Below are 15,305 nucleotides of genomic sequence, written 5' to 3' on the forward strand. Positions count from 1 at the left end.
GCATCGCCATCTGTCGGGTCAGGACGTGGCGGGGGTGAACTGCCACCAGTCGATGTTGAGCAGGTAGCCACTGCCGCCGGTGAACCTCAGGTAGAGGTCCTGGGTTCCCGTGGCGCCGCTGACCGGGCAGGTCACCGACGTCCATGCCTGCCAGCCACCTGTACTGGGCACGCCGCACCGGCCCACGAGCGTCCCGCTCGGGGAGCCCAGGCGCAGTTCGACGGTGCCGCCGCCGCTGCCCGAGGCCACATGCGCCGTGAAGGAGGACGCGCCCGACCCGAAGGCCACGCCCTTGACCTTGATGTAGTCGCCGTTGTCGATCCAGCCGACGTCCCTTCCGCCTTCGCCGGCCGGTTCGGTCTCGATCCCGGATCCCCAGGCGATCGTCTCGGCCTCCTGGCGTACGTACGGGTTGAGCGTGCCGATCTGGGGTGCGCCGGCGTTGGTCATGCTGATCGTCGGGATCGTGCCGTCGGCGTTGTAGGAGAACCGTTCCACCGCGACCGAGCGGGTGAAGCCGCCGCCGCCCGGCAGCGCGCCGTTGTGATAGAAGAAGTACGAACTGCCCTTGAAGTCCACGATCCCGGGGTGGTTGGTGAAGCTGCTGCCCTGTGTGGGCATGACGGTCCCGCGGTAGGTCCAGGGGCCGGTCGGGCCGGGCGCCGTGGAGTAGGCGATGAATTCCGAGCAGCACTGGGCCGCGAACACCAGGTAGTACAGACCGTTTCGCTTGTAGACCCAGGGTCCCTCCTCGTACAGCGTGGGACGGTTGGGGTCGCCTGTGCGGGTGCCGAACCCCGCGGTGGTGAGCGGGATCCTGACGGGGCTGCCCGAGTAGGAGGTCATGTCGGCGTTCAGCTTGACGTACCACAGATTCGGGTTGCCCCAGTACAGGTAGGCCTGGCCGTCGTCGTCGATGAAGACGGTCGGGTCGATCTCGCCGTTCTCCACCAGCGGATGGCCGAGGGCGTCCCGGAACGGGCCGGTGGGGCTGTCCGCCACCGCCACGCCGATGGCCATCCGGCCCGTGGCCCGGTTCTTCACCGGCACGTACCAGTAGAACCGGCCGTTGCGCTGCACGGCCTGGCCCGCCCACGCGTCGGCGGACGCCCAGCTGAAGGTGGCCAGGCTGAGCGGTGAGCCGTGGTCGGTCCAGTTGACCATGTCGGCGGAGGACCACACCCGCCAGTCCTTCATGGTGTAGTACGTGGAGCCGTCCTCGTCGTGCCCGGTGTAGAGGTAGACCCGTCCGTCATGGACCAGCGGAGCCGGATCCGCGGTGTAGATGTGCTGCACGATCGGGTTGTCGGCTCTGGCCGCCGTGGGCTGCACCGCGGCGGGAACGACGGCGAACGCCAGCAGAAGACCCACGGTCCAGGCGACGGCCCGGCTGAGCCTCGTGCCGGTGGCGGACGACCGCCGGACCGGGTCCATCATCGTGGCCTCCCGAGGACGTTGGCGGACGGGTGAGCTGTCGGCCGGTGCGCGACGTCCCTCATGCGCGGGTCCACTTCTGGCCGGCCTGGCCGTTGCAGCTCCACAGGACCAGCGGGGTGCCGTCGGCGGTGCCGGCCCGGTCGGCGTCGAGGCACAGCCCGGCGTGGACGTTGCGGATCGACCCGTCGGAGCCGACGGTCCACTTCTGGTTGTCCTGGCCGTTGCAGGGCCAGGTGATGACCCGGGTGCCGTTGGTGGTGCCCTGGTCGTAGGCGTCCAGGCACTTGTCACCGAAGACGCGGATCTCGCCGCCCGCCCACGTGGTCCACAGCTGGTTGGCGGCCGTGTGGCAGTCCCAGAGCAGGACCGTGGCCCCGGCCGCGGTGGAGGCGTTGTCCACGTCGAGACAGCGGCCGGACGCGCTGCCCCGCAGCCGCGAGGTGGTGGCGGTCAGCGGACTGCCACCGCTCACCCGGAACACGGCCACGCCGTGCGCGGGAACGCTCGCCGAGATCTGCCCGGACGTGCTCGACGTGCCGCCGGTCCACAGGTCCGTGAGGGTGAACGGCCCGCCGGACAGGCCGACTTGCGCGGCCGTGGTGGTGACTGTGGCGGTGCCGCTTCCCCGGTTGAACAGGCCCACCGCGACCGAACCGTCGGACAAGGGCTTGGCGAACACCTCGGTGCTGCCGTCGTCTCGCACCCTGCGCCCGCCCGCGCCCAGCGAGTCCTGGTCCACCGCCAGCAGACGCGGGTTGCGCAGGATCGCGCTCACGTCGGCGGACATGGTGCGGATGTCATTGCCGGCCATGAGCGGGGCGCCCAGCAGCGCCCACAGGGCGAAGTGCGAGCGGGACTCGGTCAGTGACAGGCCGGGGCGGCCGACGACCAGCATGTCGGGGTCGTTCCAATGGCCCGGGCCCGACTGCGCCGCCAGTGGCGCGGTGACGTCCAGGACGTTGCCGACGCCCATGGGATAGCTGTTGGTGTTGCCGTTCTGCCAGATGTCGAGCAGGTCCTCGGTCGTCCGCCACAGGTCGGCGACCTCGCCCCAGTTGTAGGTGGCGCCGGTGATGGCGTGCAGGCTGTTGGGGTTGATGCTGTACACGATCGGCCGCCCGGTGGCGCGCAAAGCATCGCGCATGAGCGTGAACCGCGCGACCTGCTCGTCGCGGGTGCCGCTGGAGGAACACCAGTCGTACTTCAGGTAGTCGACGCCCCACGAGGCGAACATGGCGGCGTCCTGGGCCTCGTGCCCCTTGCTGCCCGTGGACCCCGGGTAGCCGCCCGTGGCCTGCGCGCAGGTGCGCTCGTTCGGCGCCTGGTAGATGCCGAACTTCAGGCCCTTGCTGTGGATGTAGTCCCCGAGGGCCTTCATCCCGCTGGGGAACTTGGCCGGATTGGCCCGCAGGTTGCCCGCCGCGTCACGCTGCGGGTCGAACCAGCAGTCGTCGACCACCATGTACCGGTAGCCGGCGTCCCGCATGCCCGAGGACACCATCGCGTCGGCGGCCTGACGGACCTGCGCCTCGGTGACCCCGCACCCGAAGCTGTTCCAGCTGTTCCACCCCAACGGCGGGGTGAGTGCCGGGCTGCCGGGCGCGGCCGAGGCGGTGGAGTGAGCGGCCGCCGTCATGGATGCGGTGACCGTCAGCGCGGCGGTCGCGAGGAGGCGGAGCAGCCGCCTGCCTGATCGTCTGAGCACCAGGGCTCCTTTCCCGGGAGGACGTCATGAGCGGGTGACGCGCGAGCGAGGGTGTCAGGCCCATGACATGGGGAGAAGATCCAACGTTCGCAATTTCGACCAACATTCGGAAAGTCGAAGCCTCACGGATACTAGAGAGGCTTCTGAACATGTCAACACCGTCCAGCCTTCGGACTCCGCTACCCGACCGGCGGCGGCCGCACATTCGCGCCGATCTGCGCCATCCGACCGGTGGACCTCCGAAAGACCACCACCCCACAGCTCCGAATGTTTCGAAGAAAGTGGCGAACCATGCGAGGAGTATTGACGGGATCCACTGGCCTCCTATCATCCAAGTTGCTCGATGAACCAATCAATGTTCGATATCGCGAACCTACTGGTCGATCCGGTCGCTCCGCACCGCACGACCAGGCAACGGCAATGGCAGGACCGCACAAGGAGACGGCACACAGATATGTCATGCTCACGTCACCCCGTATCTCGCCGCCGGGCGCCGGCCACCGCCACCGGCCCGGTCACCAGCGATCGGCCTCAAGCGCGGCGGCGGCGACGCGGGTGGTGACGGGCAACGCCGCCTCGGGCCCGCCTTCCCCATGGGCAACGACTGGCGGTTCTTCATGGGCTGCCGATTCGCCCTCTTCAACCACGCCACCCAGGCACTCGGCGGCGCGAGCCGCGTCCTGCGGTTCGAGCTGTCCGTGCCCTGACCGATGGCATGGATCGCACATCCCAACCCCCCACCCGCTCCGAGGAGAACCATGAACCCGCTGAAACGGCTCGGCCGACGCCGAGCCTCGGTCTTAGGCCTGCTCGCCGTGGCCACCCTGGTGACGCCAGGGGTCGCCGCAGGCGCGCCCGATCCCACGATCAAGGCGTCCACGCTGGGTGCCCAGGCCGCCCAGTCCGGACGCTACTTCGGGACCGCCGTGGCCGCCGGACGGCTCGGCGACGGCACGTACACGGGGATCCTGGGCCGCGAGTTCAACGCGGTCACGCCCGAGAACGAGATGAAGTGGGACACGACCGAGCCGTCCCGTGGCTCGTTCAACTTCGGTCCCGGCGACCAGATCGTCAACAGCGCGACGTCCCACGGTCAGCGGGTACGCGGCCACACCCTGGTCTGGCACTCCCAGCTGCCCGGGTGGGTCAGCTCCATCAGGGACGCGAACACACTGCGCAGCGTGATGAACAACCACATCACCTCCGTGATGAACCACTACAAGGGCAAGGTCTTCGCCTGGGACGTGGTCAACGAGGCCTTCGCGGACGGCGGCAGCGGCCAGCACCGCTCCTCGGTCTTCCAGAACCTGCTGGGCGACGGCTTCATCGAGCAGGCATTCCGCACCGCGCGGGCGACGGATCCGGCAGCCAAGCTCTGCTACAACGACTACAGCATCGAGAACTGGAGCGACGCCAAGACCCAGGGCGTCTACCGCATGGTCCGCGACTTCAAGGCGCGCGGCGTGCCCATCGACTGCGTCGGCTTCCAGTCGCACTTCGGCACCGGCGGTCCACCCGCCAGTTTCCAGACGACGCTGTCGAACTTCGCCGCCCTCGGCGTGGACGTCCAGATCACGGAGCTCGACATCGCGCAGGCACCGCCGACGGCCTACGCGAACACGGTGCGGGCCTGCATGAACGTCGCGCGCTGCAAGGGCATCACGGCGTGGGGCATCCGCGACAGCGACTCCTGGCGCAGCGGGGAGAATCCCCTGCTGTTCGACCGCAACGGCAACAAGAAACCGGCGTACAACGCGACGCTGACGGCGCTGGGCGGCACGGCCGCGACACAGAAGGCCACCAGCCTTTCGACCCGGTCCGCCGCCGCGCTGCCCTCCCGCTTCTCGTGGAGCTCCAGCGGCCCGCTGATCGCGCCGAAACCGGACGCCACCCACAACATCGCCGGGATCAAGGACCCGACGGTCGTCTACTACAACGGCAAGTACCACGTGTTCGCCAGCGTCGCCAGCTCCTCCGGCTACAACCTGGTGTACCTGAACTTCAGTGACTGGTCCCAGGCCGGCTCGGCCACGCACCACTATCTGGACCGCAGCGCCATCGGCACCGGCTACCGGGCGGCGCCGCAGGTCTTCTACTACGCGCCGCAGAAGCTGTGGTACCTCGTCTACCAGACGGGCAACGCGTCGTACTCCACCAACCCGGACATCAGCAATCCGAACGGCTGGAGCGCCCCGCGCAACTTCTACTCGTCGATGCCCGACATCATCCGGCAGAACATCGGCAACGGCTACTGGGTCGACATGTGGGTGATCTGCGACAGCGCCAACTGCTACCTGTTCTCCTCGGACGACAACGGGCACCTGTACCGCTCGCAGACGACGCTGTCCCAGTTCCCGAACGGGTTCACCAACACGGTCGTCGCGGCCCAGGACTCCAACAAATACGCCCTCTTCGAAGCGAGCAACGTGTACAAGGTGCAGGGCAGTAACCAGTACCTGCTCATCGTCGAGGCGGTCGGGTCGGACGGCCGGCGCTACTTCCGCTCCTGGACCTCGGGCAGTCTGGCCGGTTCCTGGTCGCCGCTGGCCGCGTCCGAGAGCAACCCGTTCGCCCGGGCCGGCAACGTCACCTTCCCCTCGGGCGCCTGGACGAAGGACATCAGCCACGGCGAGATGATCCGTGCCGGCTACGACCAGACACTGACCATTCCCGCGTGCCGGCTCCAGTACCTCTACCAGGGCATGAACCCGGGCGCGAGCGGCGACTACAACCTCCTCCCCTGGCGGTTGGGCCTCCTCACCCAGACCAGCTCAACCTGCTGACCGACTGGCCGACCACAGGCCCCCGGCTCACACCGGGGGCCTGTCCCGTGGACGTGGGACACTTCGTCGGCACGTTGCGGGGCGGTTCGATGTCCGACCCCGACAACGAAGGCCGCCCGGATGCCGCATCGACCAGATCGCCGCACTCGCCGACGCCTTCCACCGCGGCATCCAGGCCGCGGACAGCGCCGGCTGGCTGAGGAACCCCGTGCCCGCCGCTGCGAGCGTGCAGTCCGGCATCGCCGACAAGTGCCTGGACGTCAACGGCGCCGGCACCGCCGACGGGACCGCCGTCCAGATCTGGGCTGCGGCGGCCGCGCCAACCAGGTCTGGTCCGCCTACACCGACGGCACCCTGCGCTCCATGGGCAAGTGCCTCGACGCCGCCGGCTGGGGTACGGCCGACGGCACCAAGGTGCAGCTCTGGTCCTGCCACGGCGGCGCCAACCAGGTCTGGCAGCCCTACAACGGCGGCCACCGCAACCCCGCCTCCGGCCGCTGCCTCGACGTTCCGGGCTTCTCCACGGCCCGCGATGAGCCGTCCCCGTTGGCGCGCCGTCAGGCGCTGGCGCGGGTGACCAGGTGGGTGGGCAGGATCAGCGGGGTGGGGTCCTGTCCGTTGACGAGCGCGACGAGCATGCGCGCCATCTCCCGTCCGAGAGCCGTTATGGGCTGATGGACGGTGGTGAGCGGCGGATCGGCGATGCGGGCGACGGTCAGGTCGTCGAAACCGACCACGGCGACGTCGGCGGGGACTCGCCGGCCGGTCTCCCGCAATGTGCGCAGCGCTCCCGCTCCCATGTTGTCGTTGGCGGCGAACACCCCGTCCACGGCGGGGTGTTCGGCCAGCAGTGCGGCCATGGCGGCGGCTCCGCTGGGCTCGGTGAAGTCGCCCTCCTGCGGCGGGAACGGATCGAGGCCGGCTGCCAGCATGGCGTCCCGGTAGCCGCGGTACCGGGCGCGCCCGGCTCCGGTGTCCAGACGCCCGCAGATCGCGGCCACGCGAGTCCGGCCGCGCGAGAGCAGGTGCTCGGTCGCCGCGCGCGCTCCGCCGACGTTGTCGACGTCCACGTACCACCGTGGGGCCGGACCGACCGGGCGTCCGCCGAAGACGACGGGCATCTGCGCCTCCTCGGCCATCCGGGCGAGCGGATCGTCCTCGCGCAGCGCCATCAGCATGACGCCGTCGGCGCCTTTGGACCGAAGGAGTTCCTCCACCCGCTTGCGGCCTCGGTCGGAGGCGGCCAGGCAGAGCATCAGATGCAGGTCGGCCTCCTCCAGAGCGGCCGACGCCCCCACGATCACCTGGGCGAAGAACGGATCCGCGAAGATCGACGGATCCTCTCCCGCGACGACCAGGGCCGCCGCGCCCGTCTGACGGGTGGCCAGAGCGCGGGCGGACGGATTGGGTACGTAACCGAGTTGCCGGACGGCTCGTTCGACCGCCTCGCGTTTGGCGCGGCTGACGTGCGGGGCGTTGTTGAGGGCGCGGGAGGCCACGGAGCGGGAGACACCGGCGCGTTCGGCGACCTCGTCGAGCGTCGGCCGGCGATGCGGCGCATGTTGTGCCATGAACCAGGAGCCTTTCCCTCCCGACCGGGCGGGAAGACGTGGGACAGGTGCGGAGCGGTCAGGGACCGACGACTGGAAGCGCTTCCAGTTCCTGGAACTGTAGAGCTTTGTATCCGCCAGGTGAAGGGCCGGTCTCGTACGTCGACTCTTGACAGCTTGGCCGGCCCGCCACACGATACCGACCACACCCCATGCCTTTCAGTGCTGTTGGGACTGCTTCCAATGGGAGCGCTCCCAACGCTCGTACAAGAGAACGCCGTACCACCGCACTTCCTCAGCGCGTCGCACGCCCGGGACGAGAGCGTGCCACGCATCCCCGCCTGGAAACCGAGGTACAGTCATGCGCCGCAGACTCCGCGCCCTCGCGGCAGCGCTCTTCGCCCTGCCGCTGGCGCTCGCCGCCGCACCGTCCGCCCACGCCGCCGACCCGACCACCATGACCAGCGGGTTCTACGTGGATCCGGACTCCAGCGCGAAGCGGTGGGTCGCCGCCAACCCCGGCGACGGCCGGGCGCCCGCGATCAACGCCTCCCTCGCCAATACCCCGATGGCCCACTGGTTCGGCTCCTGGAGCGGCACCATCGGCACCGCCACGGGGGCGTACGCGGGAGCGGCGGACCGCTCGGACAAACTGCCCATCTTCGTCGCGTACAACATCTACAACCGCGACTACTGCGGCGGGCACTCCGCAGGCGGAGCCGCTTCGCCGTCCGCCTACGCGACCTGGATCGCCCAGTTCGCCGGCGGGATAGCGGGCCGCCCGGCCGTCGTCATCCTCGAACCGGACTCCCTCGGGGACTACGGCTGCATGACTCAGGCTCAGATCGCCGAGCGCCAGGGCATGCTCAGCGGCGCGCTCGCCCAGTTCAACAGCCAGGCCCCCAACACCTGGGTCTACCTCGACGCCGGCAACCCGGGCTGGACGGATGCCGCGACCATGGCCCGGCGCCTCAACGATGCCGGCCTCCGTCAGGCCCACGGCTTCTCGCTCAACATCTCCAACTACTTCACCACCGCGGAGAACACCGCCTACGGCAACGCCGTCAACAGTGAACTCAGCTCCCGCTACGGCTACACCAAGCCCTTCGTCGTGGACACCAGCCGCAACGGGAACGGCTCCAACGGCCAGTGGTGCAATCCCTCGGGCCGCCGCATCGGCACCCCGACCCGAACGGGCGGAGGCGCCGAGATGCTGTTGTGGATCAAGGCTCCGGGCGAGTCCGACGGCAACTGCGGTGTCGGAGCCGGCTCATCGGCCGGACAGTTCCTCCCCGAGGTCGCCTACAAGATGATCTACGGCTACTGATCCAGGACTCCCGTGGCCCGGTACTTCCACCCCGCGACCGGGCCACGGGCACCGTCCGCCCCCATCCATCGATCAGGAGCAGCCATGACAGCACACAAACTACGGCGCCGCGCGACCGTCGTCATCGCGGCGCTCACCGCGTGCGCCGCTCTCACCGCGACGCAGGCGCAGTCCGCACCCACGCAGGACGAGATCACCCCGGCCACGAAGTTCTACGTGGACCCGCACAGCAAGGCCGCGAAGCAGGCTCTCGCGGACTTCAGGAACGGCGACATCGAGAACGCCACGAACATGGCCAGGCTCGCGAGCTGGCCGCAGGCCGAGTGGTTCACGGAGGGCACGCCCGACCAGGTGCGCGTCAAGGTGAACAAGCTCGTCCGCCGGGCCCGGGCCGTCAACCGGACCCCCGTCCTGGTCGCCTACAACGTCCCGGGCCGGGACTGCACGCAGTACTCCAGCGGCGGAGCCGCATCCTCCGCCGCCTACCGGCAGTGGATCGACGCCTTCGCCGCCGGCATCGGCGACAACAGGGCGACGGTAGTGGTCGAGCCCGACGGCCTGGCCCTGCTTCCCAAGGACTGCGGGCCCAGCACCGACCCGACCGGCGACCTCACGGCCGCCCGCATCGCCGACCTCGCATACGCGGTCAGGACCCTGAAGGCCAAGCCGCGCACCGCCGTCTACCTGGACGCGGGCAACGTCCAGTGGCGAGCCGTCGGCGACATCGCGCAGCGACTGCTGGACGCCGGGGTCCGGTACGGCGACGGATTCGCCCTGAACGTGTCCAACACCCACCCCACCGAGCACAACGCCAGGTACGGCACCTGGATAGCCAAGTGCATGTGGTTCGCCACCGACGGACCCGAGCAGGCACGCGGCCACGCCGACTGGTGCGCCAGTCAGTACTACTCGTCCGCCGCCCCCAACGACGGCGCCCCCGGCAACAGCGTCTCCTCCGCCGACCCCACCACCTGGCGGTGGACCGACGCCTGGTTCGGCCAGAACGTGGGCACCCCGTCGGCCGACGAACTGCGTCACTTCGTGATCGACACCAGCCGCAACGGTCGGGGCGCCTGGGCCCCGGAGCCGGGCAAATACAGCGGAGACCCGGAGGCCTGGTGCAACGCGCCCGGCCGTGGACTCGGCCCGCGCCCGACCGCCGACACCGGCGTCCCCCTCGTCGACGCCTACCTGTGGATCAAGATCCCCGGTGAGTCCGACGGCAGCTGCACGCGCAACACGGGCGGCACGATCGATCCCGAGTACGGCATCGTGGATCCGCCGGCGGGTGCCTGGTGGCCCGACCAGGCCCACACACTGGCCCGCAACGCGGTACCGCGTCTGACGTTCAACCGCTGAGCTGTGTCGGGCGCCCCGTGCTTGTCCAGCCTTGAGAAGCCGTGGCGCCCGACAGGCCAGGCCACTCGGGCGCAGCACCGACGCCGGCCAGGCGCGAGGGCCGGCACCCTGGGGCGTGGCATTGACAACCGGCGGGGGCTCGGTGCTGTGCAGGCTCCTCCGCTCGCTGCGTGACACCGCCGCCGAGGCGTGGCCCGATGCTCTGCGACCCGGCTCGCGCCCGCGATCTGGCGGCGACCTGGCCGCGGCGCACCGCCCGCGCCGCAGAGCCCGGACCGTGCGGCCCGCCGGCGCGAGGACCGGCGCTCGCTGAAGTCCCCGCCTTACTCGGAGCGGTCATGCACGTCGGGAAGGCCCGTCGGCGAAGTAGCGTGGCGGCGGAGGTCCGCCATTTCCCACAGCACTGCGGTCATGGGCACGTTCCGTGGGGCGTCCCCGGTCAGGGGCAGCCCACGGAACGTGGGTAACGCGGATCCACATCTGCGTCGATGAGCACGTGGGTGGTCAGGCGCCGAGCAGTTCGGTGACGAATCGGACGGCCTCGGGTACCTCGACGTGGTCGTCCGGGGTGGCTCCGAAGTGGGCGCCGGTGGGCGTGACGAAGGCGGTCGCGCGGAGGCCGTGGACGAACAGGCGGACGTGCTGGGCGGGGCCGGGCTGGTTGACCGGGTCGTCCATGGCCTGGAGGACGCGGAAGTTCCGGGCCGAGCGGCGGATGCGTTCCCAGTCGAAGCCGCCCTCGAAGAACTCGGCGAGTTCGTCGTAGCCGACATCGTGGGTGGAGGCCGCCACCAGGAGGACGCCCGCGAACACTCCGTGGGTGGCGGGGCCGTGCTGTTCCAGGAAGCGCAGGACGTCGACCGCGCCGATGCTGGGTCCGACCAGCACAGTGGACTCGGCGGGACCGGCTGCCAGGACCGCCTCGCCGTAGGTCTTGTGCCACGGCTCCAGCCGAGGGGCGGCGGTGTCCGGCAGCCGGGGCACGGTGACCCGGTGTCCGGCCGCCGCCAGCTGCTTGGTCAGGTATGGGAACCAGACGCTGTCGTCGCTCGCGCCATAGGCCGTCACCATCGAACGCGTCGCCGCCCGCGTCGACGTCGACGTCGCCAAGAGCACCATCTACCGCTGGTGGAAGTCGAAGGCGATCCTCGCGATGGGCGCCTACCGCACGGCCGTCGAGCAGCGGATACCCGAACCCGGCACCGGCTCACTCACATCGGTTGGTCATGCCGAGCTGCCTCGGGATGGAGCGTCGGCTGTGGCCAGCCTCCAGCAGTTCGTGGACGGCAGCGTGACGGGCCCGAGTACGGTCGGCGAAACGGCACCCGGTTGGCCACGGTGAGCCGGACGGCTCATCGGCTGGCAGCCGTCACTCAGCGTGCATGGACCACAGAAGTTGAGCCAGAACCCGACAACCGACAGCACCTGGATAGGAGATTGGGCAGCATCCGAAGCACCGCAGAAATCGAACAGTTCATGGCTTCGGGCAGCGCGGGCCCCTGGCGAGTTGGCAGAGGCCCGCGGCACGAACAGCAGAGGAGCACCGCGACCCGCCCTCGACGAGCAGCATCCTGGCCGCTACGGCTTACCGTCCGCTGGTGGCCTGACGGCTCCGCCTTACTTCAGGTGCCGGGTGAAGAACCGGGCCGCGGCGTCCGCCGCGAACTGCGGGACGCCGGTGTGCCCGCCCATGTTGGCGTGCAGAGTCTTCTCCTTGGAGCCGAAGGCGTCGAACAGGTCCAAGGCTGCCTGCCGGTCGTTCCCTTCGTCGTCCCACTGCAGCAGGACATGCAGCGGAACAGTGACCTGCCGGGCCTCCTCGAACATGGCGGCGGGCACGAGACTCCCGGCGAACAGAACGGCGGCCGAGATGCGCGGCTCGACCACCGCGAGCCGGATGCCGATGGAGATCACTCCCCCCGAGTACCCGACCGGGCCGCCGATCTCGCGCAACGACAGGAGGGCGTCCAGAGCGGCCTGCCATTCCGGGACCGACTTTTCGACCAGCGGGAGGATGAGGGCGTCGACGGTCTCGTCGCCGACCGGCTCGCCGGCCTCCAGCGCCCGACGCAGGTCGGCGCGGGCCTGCTCGGCAGCGGGCCAACGGGGCCGGTCACCGCTTCCGGGGAGCTCGATGGTGGCCGCGGCAAAGCCATCCGCTGCCGCGTCCCGGGCCCGTCCCGCCAGCCGGGGGTACATCTTGCGCAGTCCGAGCGGGGGGTGGCCGAGCAGGATCAGCGGCACCGGTGCGGATGCGGACGCGGGCGTCCACAGGATGCCCGGGATCTCGCCGAGGGTGAATTCGCGCTCCAGGACACCGTCGTCGAGACGCTGTTCAGACGTGAAGTGCATGGTCGTGCCTTTCGGGAGTGCTCATGAACGGCGCTCCCGGACGACCTATCGCCCGACCGTGACCCCGGAGGGGAGCACCCATGTCGATACTGCGTTCACGGGTACCACCTCCTCGTTCTCTCGCACGGCCTCAGGGAACCTAGCAGTGGCCGCGGTGGCCCGCCAATCGGATTTCTTGTGCGGGCTCGGTGACCGGATGCCAGGGAGTCGGAAAACTCCACAGCTTGGGGCCTCGTCGCGGCTTCCCGAGACGAGGCCCTGCGACGGCGGGGCGCACTGGCCTGAGCACTGGGGGCGCTGTCGTTTCTCGGGCTCTGGCTCAGCTTGCGTGTAGTGAACTAGTGAACACTGAGATCGTTCACCTTGAAGTCGCTGGTCACGGGGCTGGTGTGGCCGATCGCGGTGGTGCTCGTGCTGGTCGGTGGCGTGATCGCCAGCAGGTGATCTTCTGCCATGGAGTGATTCGCCGGAACTGCGGGCCCCGGATGCCTGCGCCGCCTACTGTCCACGGGATCAAGGGAGTTCGCGGGACGGGACAGGGCGGAGGGTGGCCGAGGTACTGACGTGGGTGATTCAGCGGCGGGTCGTGCTGGCGGACCGGGTTGACTAGTTGCGCAAGGAACTCGCGGAGACGGAAGCCGAAGTGGCCCGTCTGGATGCGGCGGAGGTCGTGTTCGGCCAGTTCATCGTGGTCGGACGCGCGGGCGAGGCGGACGATTCAGTCCTGGACACGGAGTTCGAACGCGTCAACACCACCGCTCCCTGGGCGGGTGGGATGCGGCTGATTTCGGACCGCGAGGTCGGCATGGATACGGCGTGCTGCCCGAGGACTATCAGGCGATCATGCGGCTGGTGGCGGACGCCATGTCGATGGACGCCGCTGCCGCCGAGGACCTGGACCCTCTTGTCCACCAGTGCCGCCTGCCGCTGTCGGCCGCCACCTTGGACATGGTCGCGCACCTGGTCCGTTCCCACCTGAAGAAGATCAGATCCCGGTGGCGCAAGTTGTCGCCGGGCCGCATCACGCTGATCGTCCTGGCCGTCCCCCGTCACGACCAGCGGCTCGCCGACATGGCGGGCGCCTACCAGGTATCCGCCTCGACCGTGCGGCGCTGGCTGCTGGAAGTGATCCACCTGCTGGCCGCCCGCGCCGAGCGCCTGGACCGCGCCCTGCAGATCGTCAAGCGGGGCGGTGCCGTCGTGCTCATCGACGGCACCCTGATACCCACCCGGCACCACACCGGCACCGACAACCGCCCGACCACTCCGGCAAACGCAAGATGCACGGCCTGCACGTCCTCGCCTTCACCGACGAGAACGGCAATCTGATCCGGGTCTCGGCCGCCCGGCGCGGCCGCACCCATGACGTCACCGCCGCCCGGCACGACCACATCACCGCCCACCTGCGCGAAGCCGGCATCGGCACGATCGCCGACCTTGGCTTCCTCGGCCTCGACGACGACCCCGACAACCCGGTGATCATCACCGGCTTCCGCGCCGCCCGCGGCCGACGACTGACCGCCGCGCAGAAGGAGGCGAACAAGCTCGTAGCCCGCGAACGCGCCGCGAACGAGCACGGTTTCGCCGACTTGACGAACTGGCGCGTGCCCCGTCGCGGCGAGGGCCCCAAGGAGGCGGACGCTTCGCGCGTCAGTCAGTCACCTGTAGATCTTGCCGGGCTCGGCCTTGGCCGGAGCGAGCAGCTGGGAGACGGTCACGAAGGTGTAGCCCTGCTTGCTGAGTGCCTTCAGAATGGAAGGCATGGCCGGCACGGTGCCCTTGTGCAGCGGGTGGAGCAGGATGATCCCGTCGCGGTCGGCGCCCGCGAGCACGCGCTTGGTGATCAGCGCGCTGTCGTCCGTCTCGTAGTCCTTCGCGGTCACCGTCCACAGCACCTGCGCCATCCCCAGCTCTTTCGAGACCTTGGAGACGCGGTCGTCGGTGCGGCCCTGGGGCGGGCGCATCAGCGTCGGCTCGCTGCCGGTGATGCCGGAGATGGCCCGTGCCGTGCGGCGCAGCTCGTCGCGGATCTGCGCATCAGAGACATCGGTCAGCACCGCGTGCGTCCAGGTGTGGTCCCCGATCTCGTGGCCGTCCTTGGCGATCCGCCGCACCACCTCCGGGAACTTGTGGATGCGCCGCCCCTCAAGGAAGAACGTCGACGGCGCCTTGTACTCCTTCAGGAGGTCCATCAGTCGGTCGGTGGGTTCGCCCGGGTTGCCGTCGAAGGTGAGCGCGATGCACTTGACCTTCCGGCAGTCCACCTGCCCCGACGGTACGCCTGCTCCAGACGCGGCCCGGTCACGTTCCTCGCGCGGGGAGAGTGTCTCCATCTTGTTCGCCTGGATGACCATGACGACGGTCACCGTCACAGCCGCCACCACGGCCAGGGTCAGGAGTATGAGTAGGCGAGGCCGCCGCTTCAAGATCTTCACCCCAATGAGAAGATTTCAGCGCCGGAAAGGTTGCCCAGCGGCCTCGATAGTGAGGCAGAACACACGTGAGCAGCGCGTTTCAAGTGAGATGCGGCGCCACCTCGGCGGCGATCCGCTTCAGCACCTCTCCGACGTACGCGGCCGCCGACCGTGGCGCTGGTGTGCCTCGCGCCGGGCAACGGCCCGCTGCAGCGGCCGCCGCCAGGCGGGCCACCGCGGCTTCCGCCTCCGCGAGTTCCTTGCGCAGCCGCTCGACCCGCTCCGCCAGCACGACCCGCCGCTGAATCACCCACGTCAGCATCGCGGCCACCCTCAATTCCGGCGAATCGCTCCTGGCCAGACGATCCACACGGTCAC

At 69.5% G+C, this 15,305-nt stretch carries 11 protein-coding genes and 2 pseudogenes; 6 read left to right on the forward strand and 7 right to left on the reverse strand.

Annotated features, from left to right (window positions below; translation table 11 throughout):
- Positions 1-18: 18 nt before the first annotated feature.
- Together ABZ937_RS18845 and ABZ937_RS18850 are read right to left on the reverse strand one after the other, a co-directional pair.
- On the reverse strand, positions 19-1,434 hold the full coding sequence (locus ABZ937_RS18845) for a glycoside hydrolase family 43 protein (RefSeq protein ID WP_361693223.1): 1,416 nt from the start codon (positions 1,432-1,434) through the stop codon (positions 19-21).
- 61 nt (positions 1,435-1,495) lie between these two features.
- Positions 1,496-3,142 (reverse strand): RICIN domain-containing protein, encoded by a 1,647-nt coding sequence (locus ABZ937_RS18850; protein WP_361693140.1) that lies wholly within the window; start codon positions 3,140-3,142, stop codon positions 1,496-1,498.
- A gap of 758 nt (positions 3,143-3,900) precedes the next feature.
- Here ABZ937_RS18850 and ABZ937_RS18855 point away from each other — a divergent pair.
- Positions 3,901-5,925: a non-reducing end alpha-L-arabinofuranosidase family hydrolase gene (locus tag ABZ937_RS18855; protein ID WP_361693142.1), complete on the forward strand. Its 2,025-nt coding sequence runs from the start codon at positions 3,901-3,903 to the stop codon at positions 5,923-5,925.
- Between the two features lie 145 nt (positions 5,926-6,070).
- A pseudogene (locus tag ABZ937_RS18860) lies at positions 6,071-6,453 on the forward strand (RICIN domain-containing protein); the annotation flags it as partial.
- 29 nt (positions 6,454-6,482) lie between these two features.
- Here the strand turns inward: ABZ937_RS18860 and ABZ937_RS18865 are convergent.
- Positions 6,483-7,496 carry a LacI family DNA-binding transcriptional regulator gene (locus ABZ937_RS18865; protein ID WP_361693144.1) on the reverse strand — a complete coding sequence of 338 codons (1,014 nt, stop codon included), beginning with the start codon at positions 7,494-7,496 and terminating at the stop codon, positions 6,483-6,485.
- A gap of 340 nt (positions 7,497-7,836) precedes the next feature.
- Here ABZ937_RS18865 and ABZ937_RS18870 point away from each other — a divergent pair, with 340 nt between their 5' ends.
- Together ABZ937_RS18870 and ABZ937_RS18875 are read left to right on the forward strand one after the other, a co-directional pair.
- Entirely contained in the window at positions 7,837-8,802 is a 966-nt protein-coding gene (locus ABZ937_RS18870) for a glycoside hydrolase family 6 protein (protein ID WP_361693146.1), read from the forward strand.
- Between the two features lie 84 nt (positions 8,803-8,886).
- Positions 8,887-10,161, forward strand: a complete 1,275-nt coding sequence (locus ABZ937_RS18875) for a glycoside hydrolase family 6 protein (protein WP_361693148.1) — start codon at positions 8,887-8,889, stop codon at positions 10,159-10,161.
- Between the two features lie 504 nt (positions 10,162-10,665).
- Here ABZ937_RS18875 and ABZ937_RS18880 read toward each other — a convergent pair.
- Both ABZ937_RS18880 and ABZ937_RS18885 read right to left on the reverse strand, forming a co-directional pair.
- A complete protein-coding gene (locus ABZ937_RS18880; RefSeq protein WP_361693150.1) occupies positions 10,666-11,280 on the reverse strand; it encodes an alpha/beta hydrolase in 615 nt (204 codons plus the stop codon).
- Positions 11,281-11,778: 498 nt separating this feature from the next.
- On the reverse strand, positions 11,779-12,513 hold the full coding sequence (locus ABZ937_RS18885) for an alpha/beta hydrolase (RefSeq protein WP_361693152.1): 735 nt from the start codon (positions 12,511-12,513) through the stop codon (positions 11,779-11,781).
- A gap of 816 nt (positions 12,514-13,329) precedes the next feature.
- Between ABZ937_RS18885 and ABZ937_RS18890 the strand changes: the two genes are divergently transcribed.
- Entirely contained in the window at positions 13,330-13,842 is a 513-nt protein-coding gene (locus ABZ937_RS18890) for a hypothetical protein (protein WP_361693154.1), read from the forward strand.
- A pseudogene (locus tag ABZ937_RS18895) lies at positions 13,794-14,063 on the forward strand (transposase family protein); the annotation flags it as partial. The gene ABZ937_RS18890 and the pseudogene ABZ937_RS18895, both read left to right, overlap by 49 nt.
- Before the next feature lie 108 nt (positions 14,064-14,171).
- Here the strand turns inward: ABZ937_RS18895 and ABZ937_RS18900 are convergent.
- Both ABZ937_RS18900 and ABZ937_RS18905 read right to left on the reverse strand, forming a co-directional pair.
- A complete protein-coding gene (locus ABZ937_RS18900) occupies positions 14,172-14,948 on the reverse strand; it encodes a polysaccharide deacetylase family protein (protein ID WP_361693156.1) in 777 nt (258 codons plus the stop codon).
- Positions 14,949-15,027: 79 nt separating this feature from the next.
- Entirely contained in the window at positions 15,028-15,297 is a 270-nt protein-coding gene (locus ABZ937_RS18905) for a hypothetical protein (RefSeq protein ID WP_361693158.1), read from the reverse strand.
- Positions 15,298-15,305 lie beyond the last annotated feature (8 nt).

Origin of the sequence: Streptomyces sp. NPDC046727, from assembly GCF_040645635.1 — a bacterium.
Lineage (GTDB): Bacteria > Actinomycetota > Actinomycetes > Streptomycetales > Streptomycetaceae > Streptomyces.

What these genes read in the sequence shown, in the direction of transcription:
- ABZ937_RS18855 (WP_361693142.1), top strand. Translation starts at nt 3,901, where the DNA reads ATGAACCCGCTGAAACGGCTCGGCCGACGCCGAGCCTCGGTCTTAGGC.
- ABZ937_RS18865 (WP_361693144.1), bottom strand. Translation starts at nt 7,496, where the DNA reads ATGGCACAACATGCGCCGCATCGCCGGCCGACGCTCGACGAGGTCGCC.
- ABZ937_RS18880 (WP_361693150.1), bottom strand. Translation starts at nt 11,280, where the DNA reads ATGGTGCTCTTGGCGACGTCGACGTCGACGCGGGCGGCGACGCGTTCG.
- ABZ937_RS18885 (WP_361693152.1), bottom strand. Translation starts at nt 12,513, where the DNA reads ATGCACTTCACGTCTGAACAGCGTCTCGACGACGGTGTCCTGGAGCGC.
- ABZ937_RS18875 (WP_361693148.1), top strand. Translation starts at nt 8,887, where the DNA reads ATGACAGCACACAAACTACGGCGCCGCGCGACCGTCGTCATCGCGGCG.
- ABZ937_RS18845 (WP_361693223.1), bottom strand. Translation starts at nt 1,434, where the DNA reads ATGGACCCGGTCCGGCGGTCGTCCGCCACCGGCACGAGGCTCAGCCGG.
- ABZ937_RS18870 (WP_361693146.1), top strand. Translation starts at nt 7,837, where the DNA reads ATGCGCCGCAGACTCCGCGCCCTCGCGGCAGCGCTCTTCGCCCTGCCG.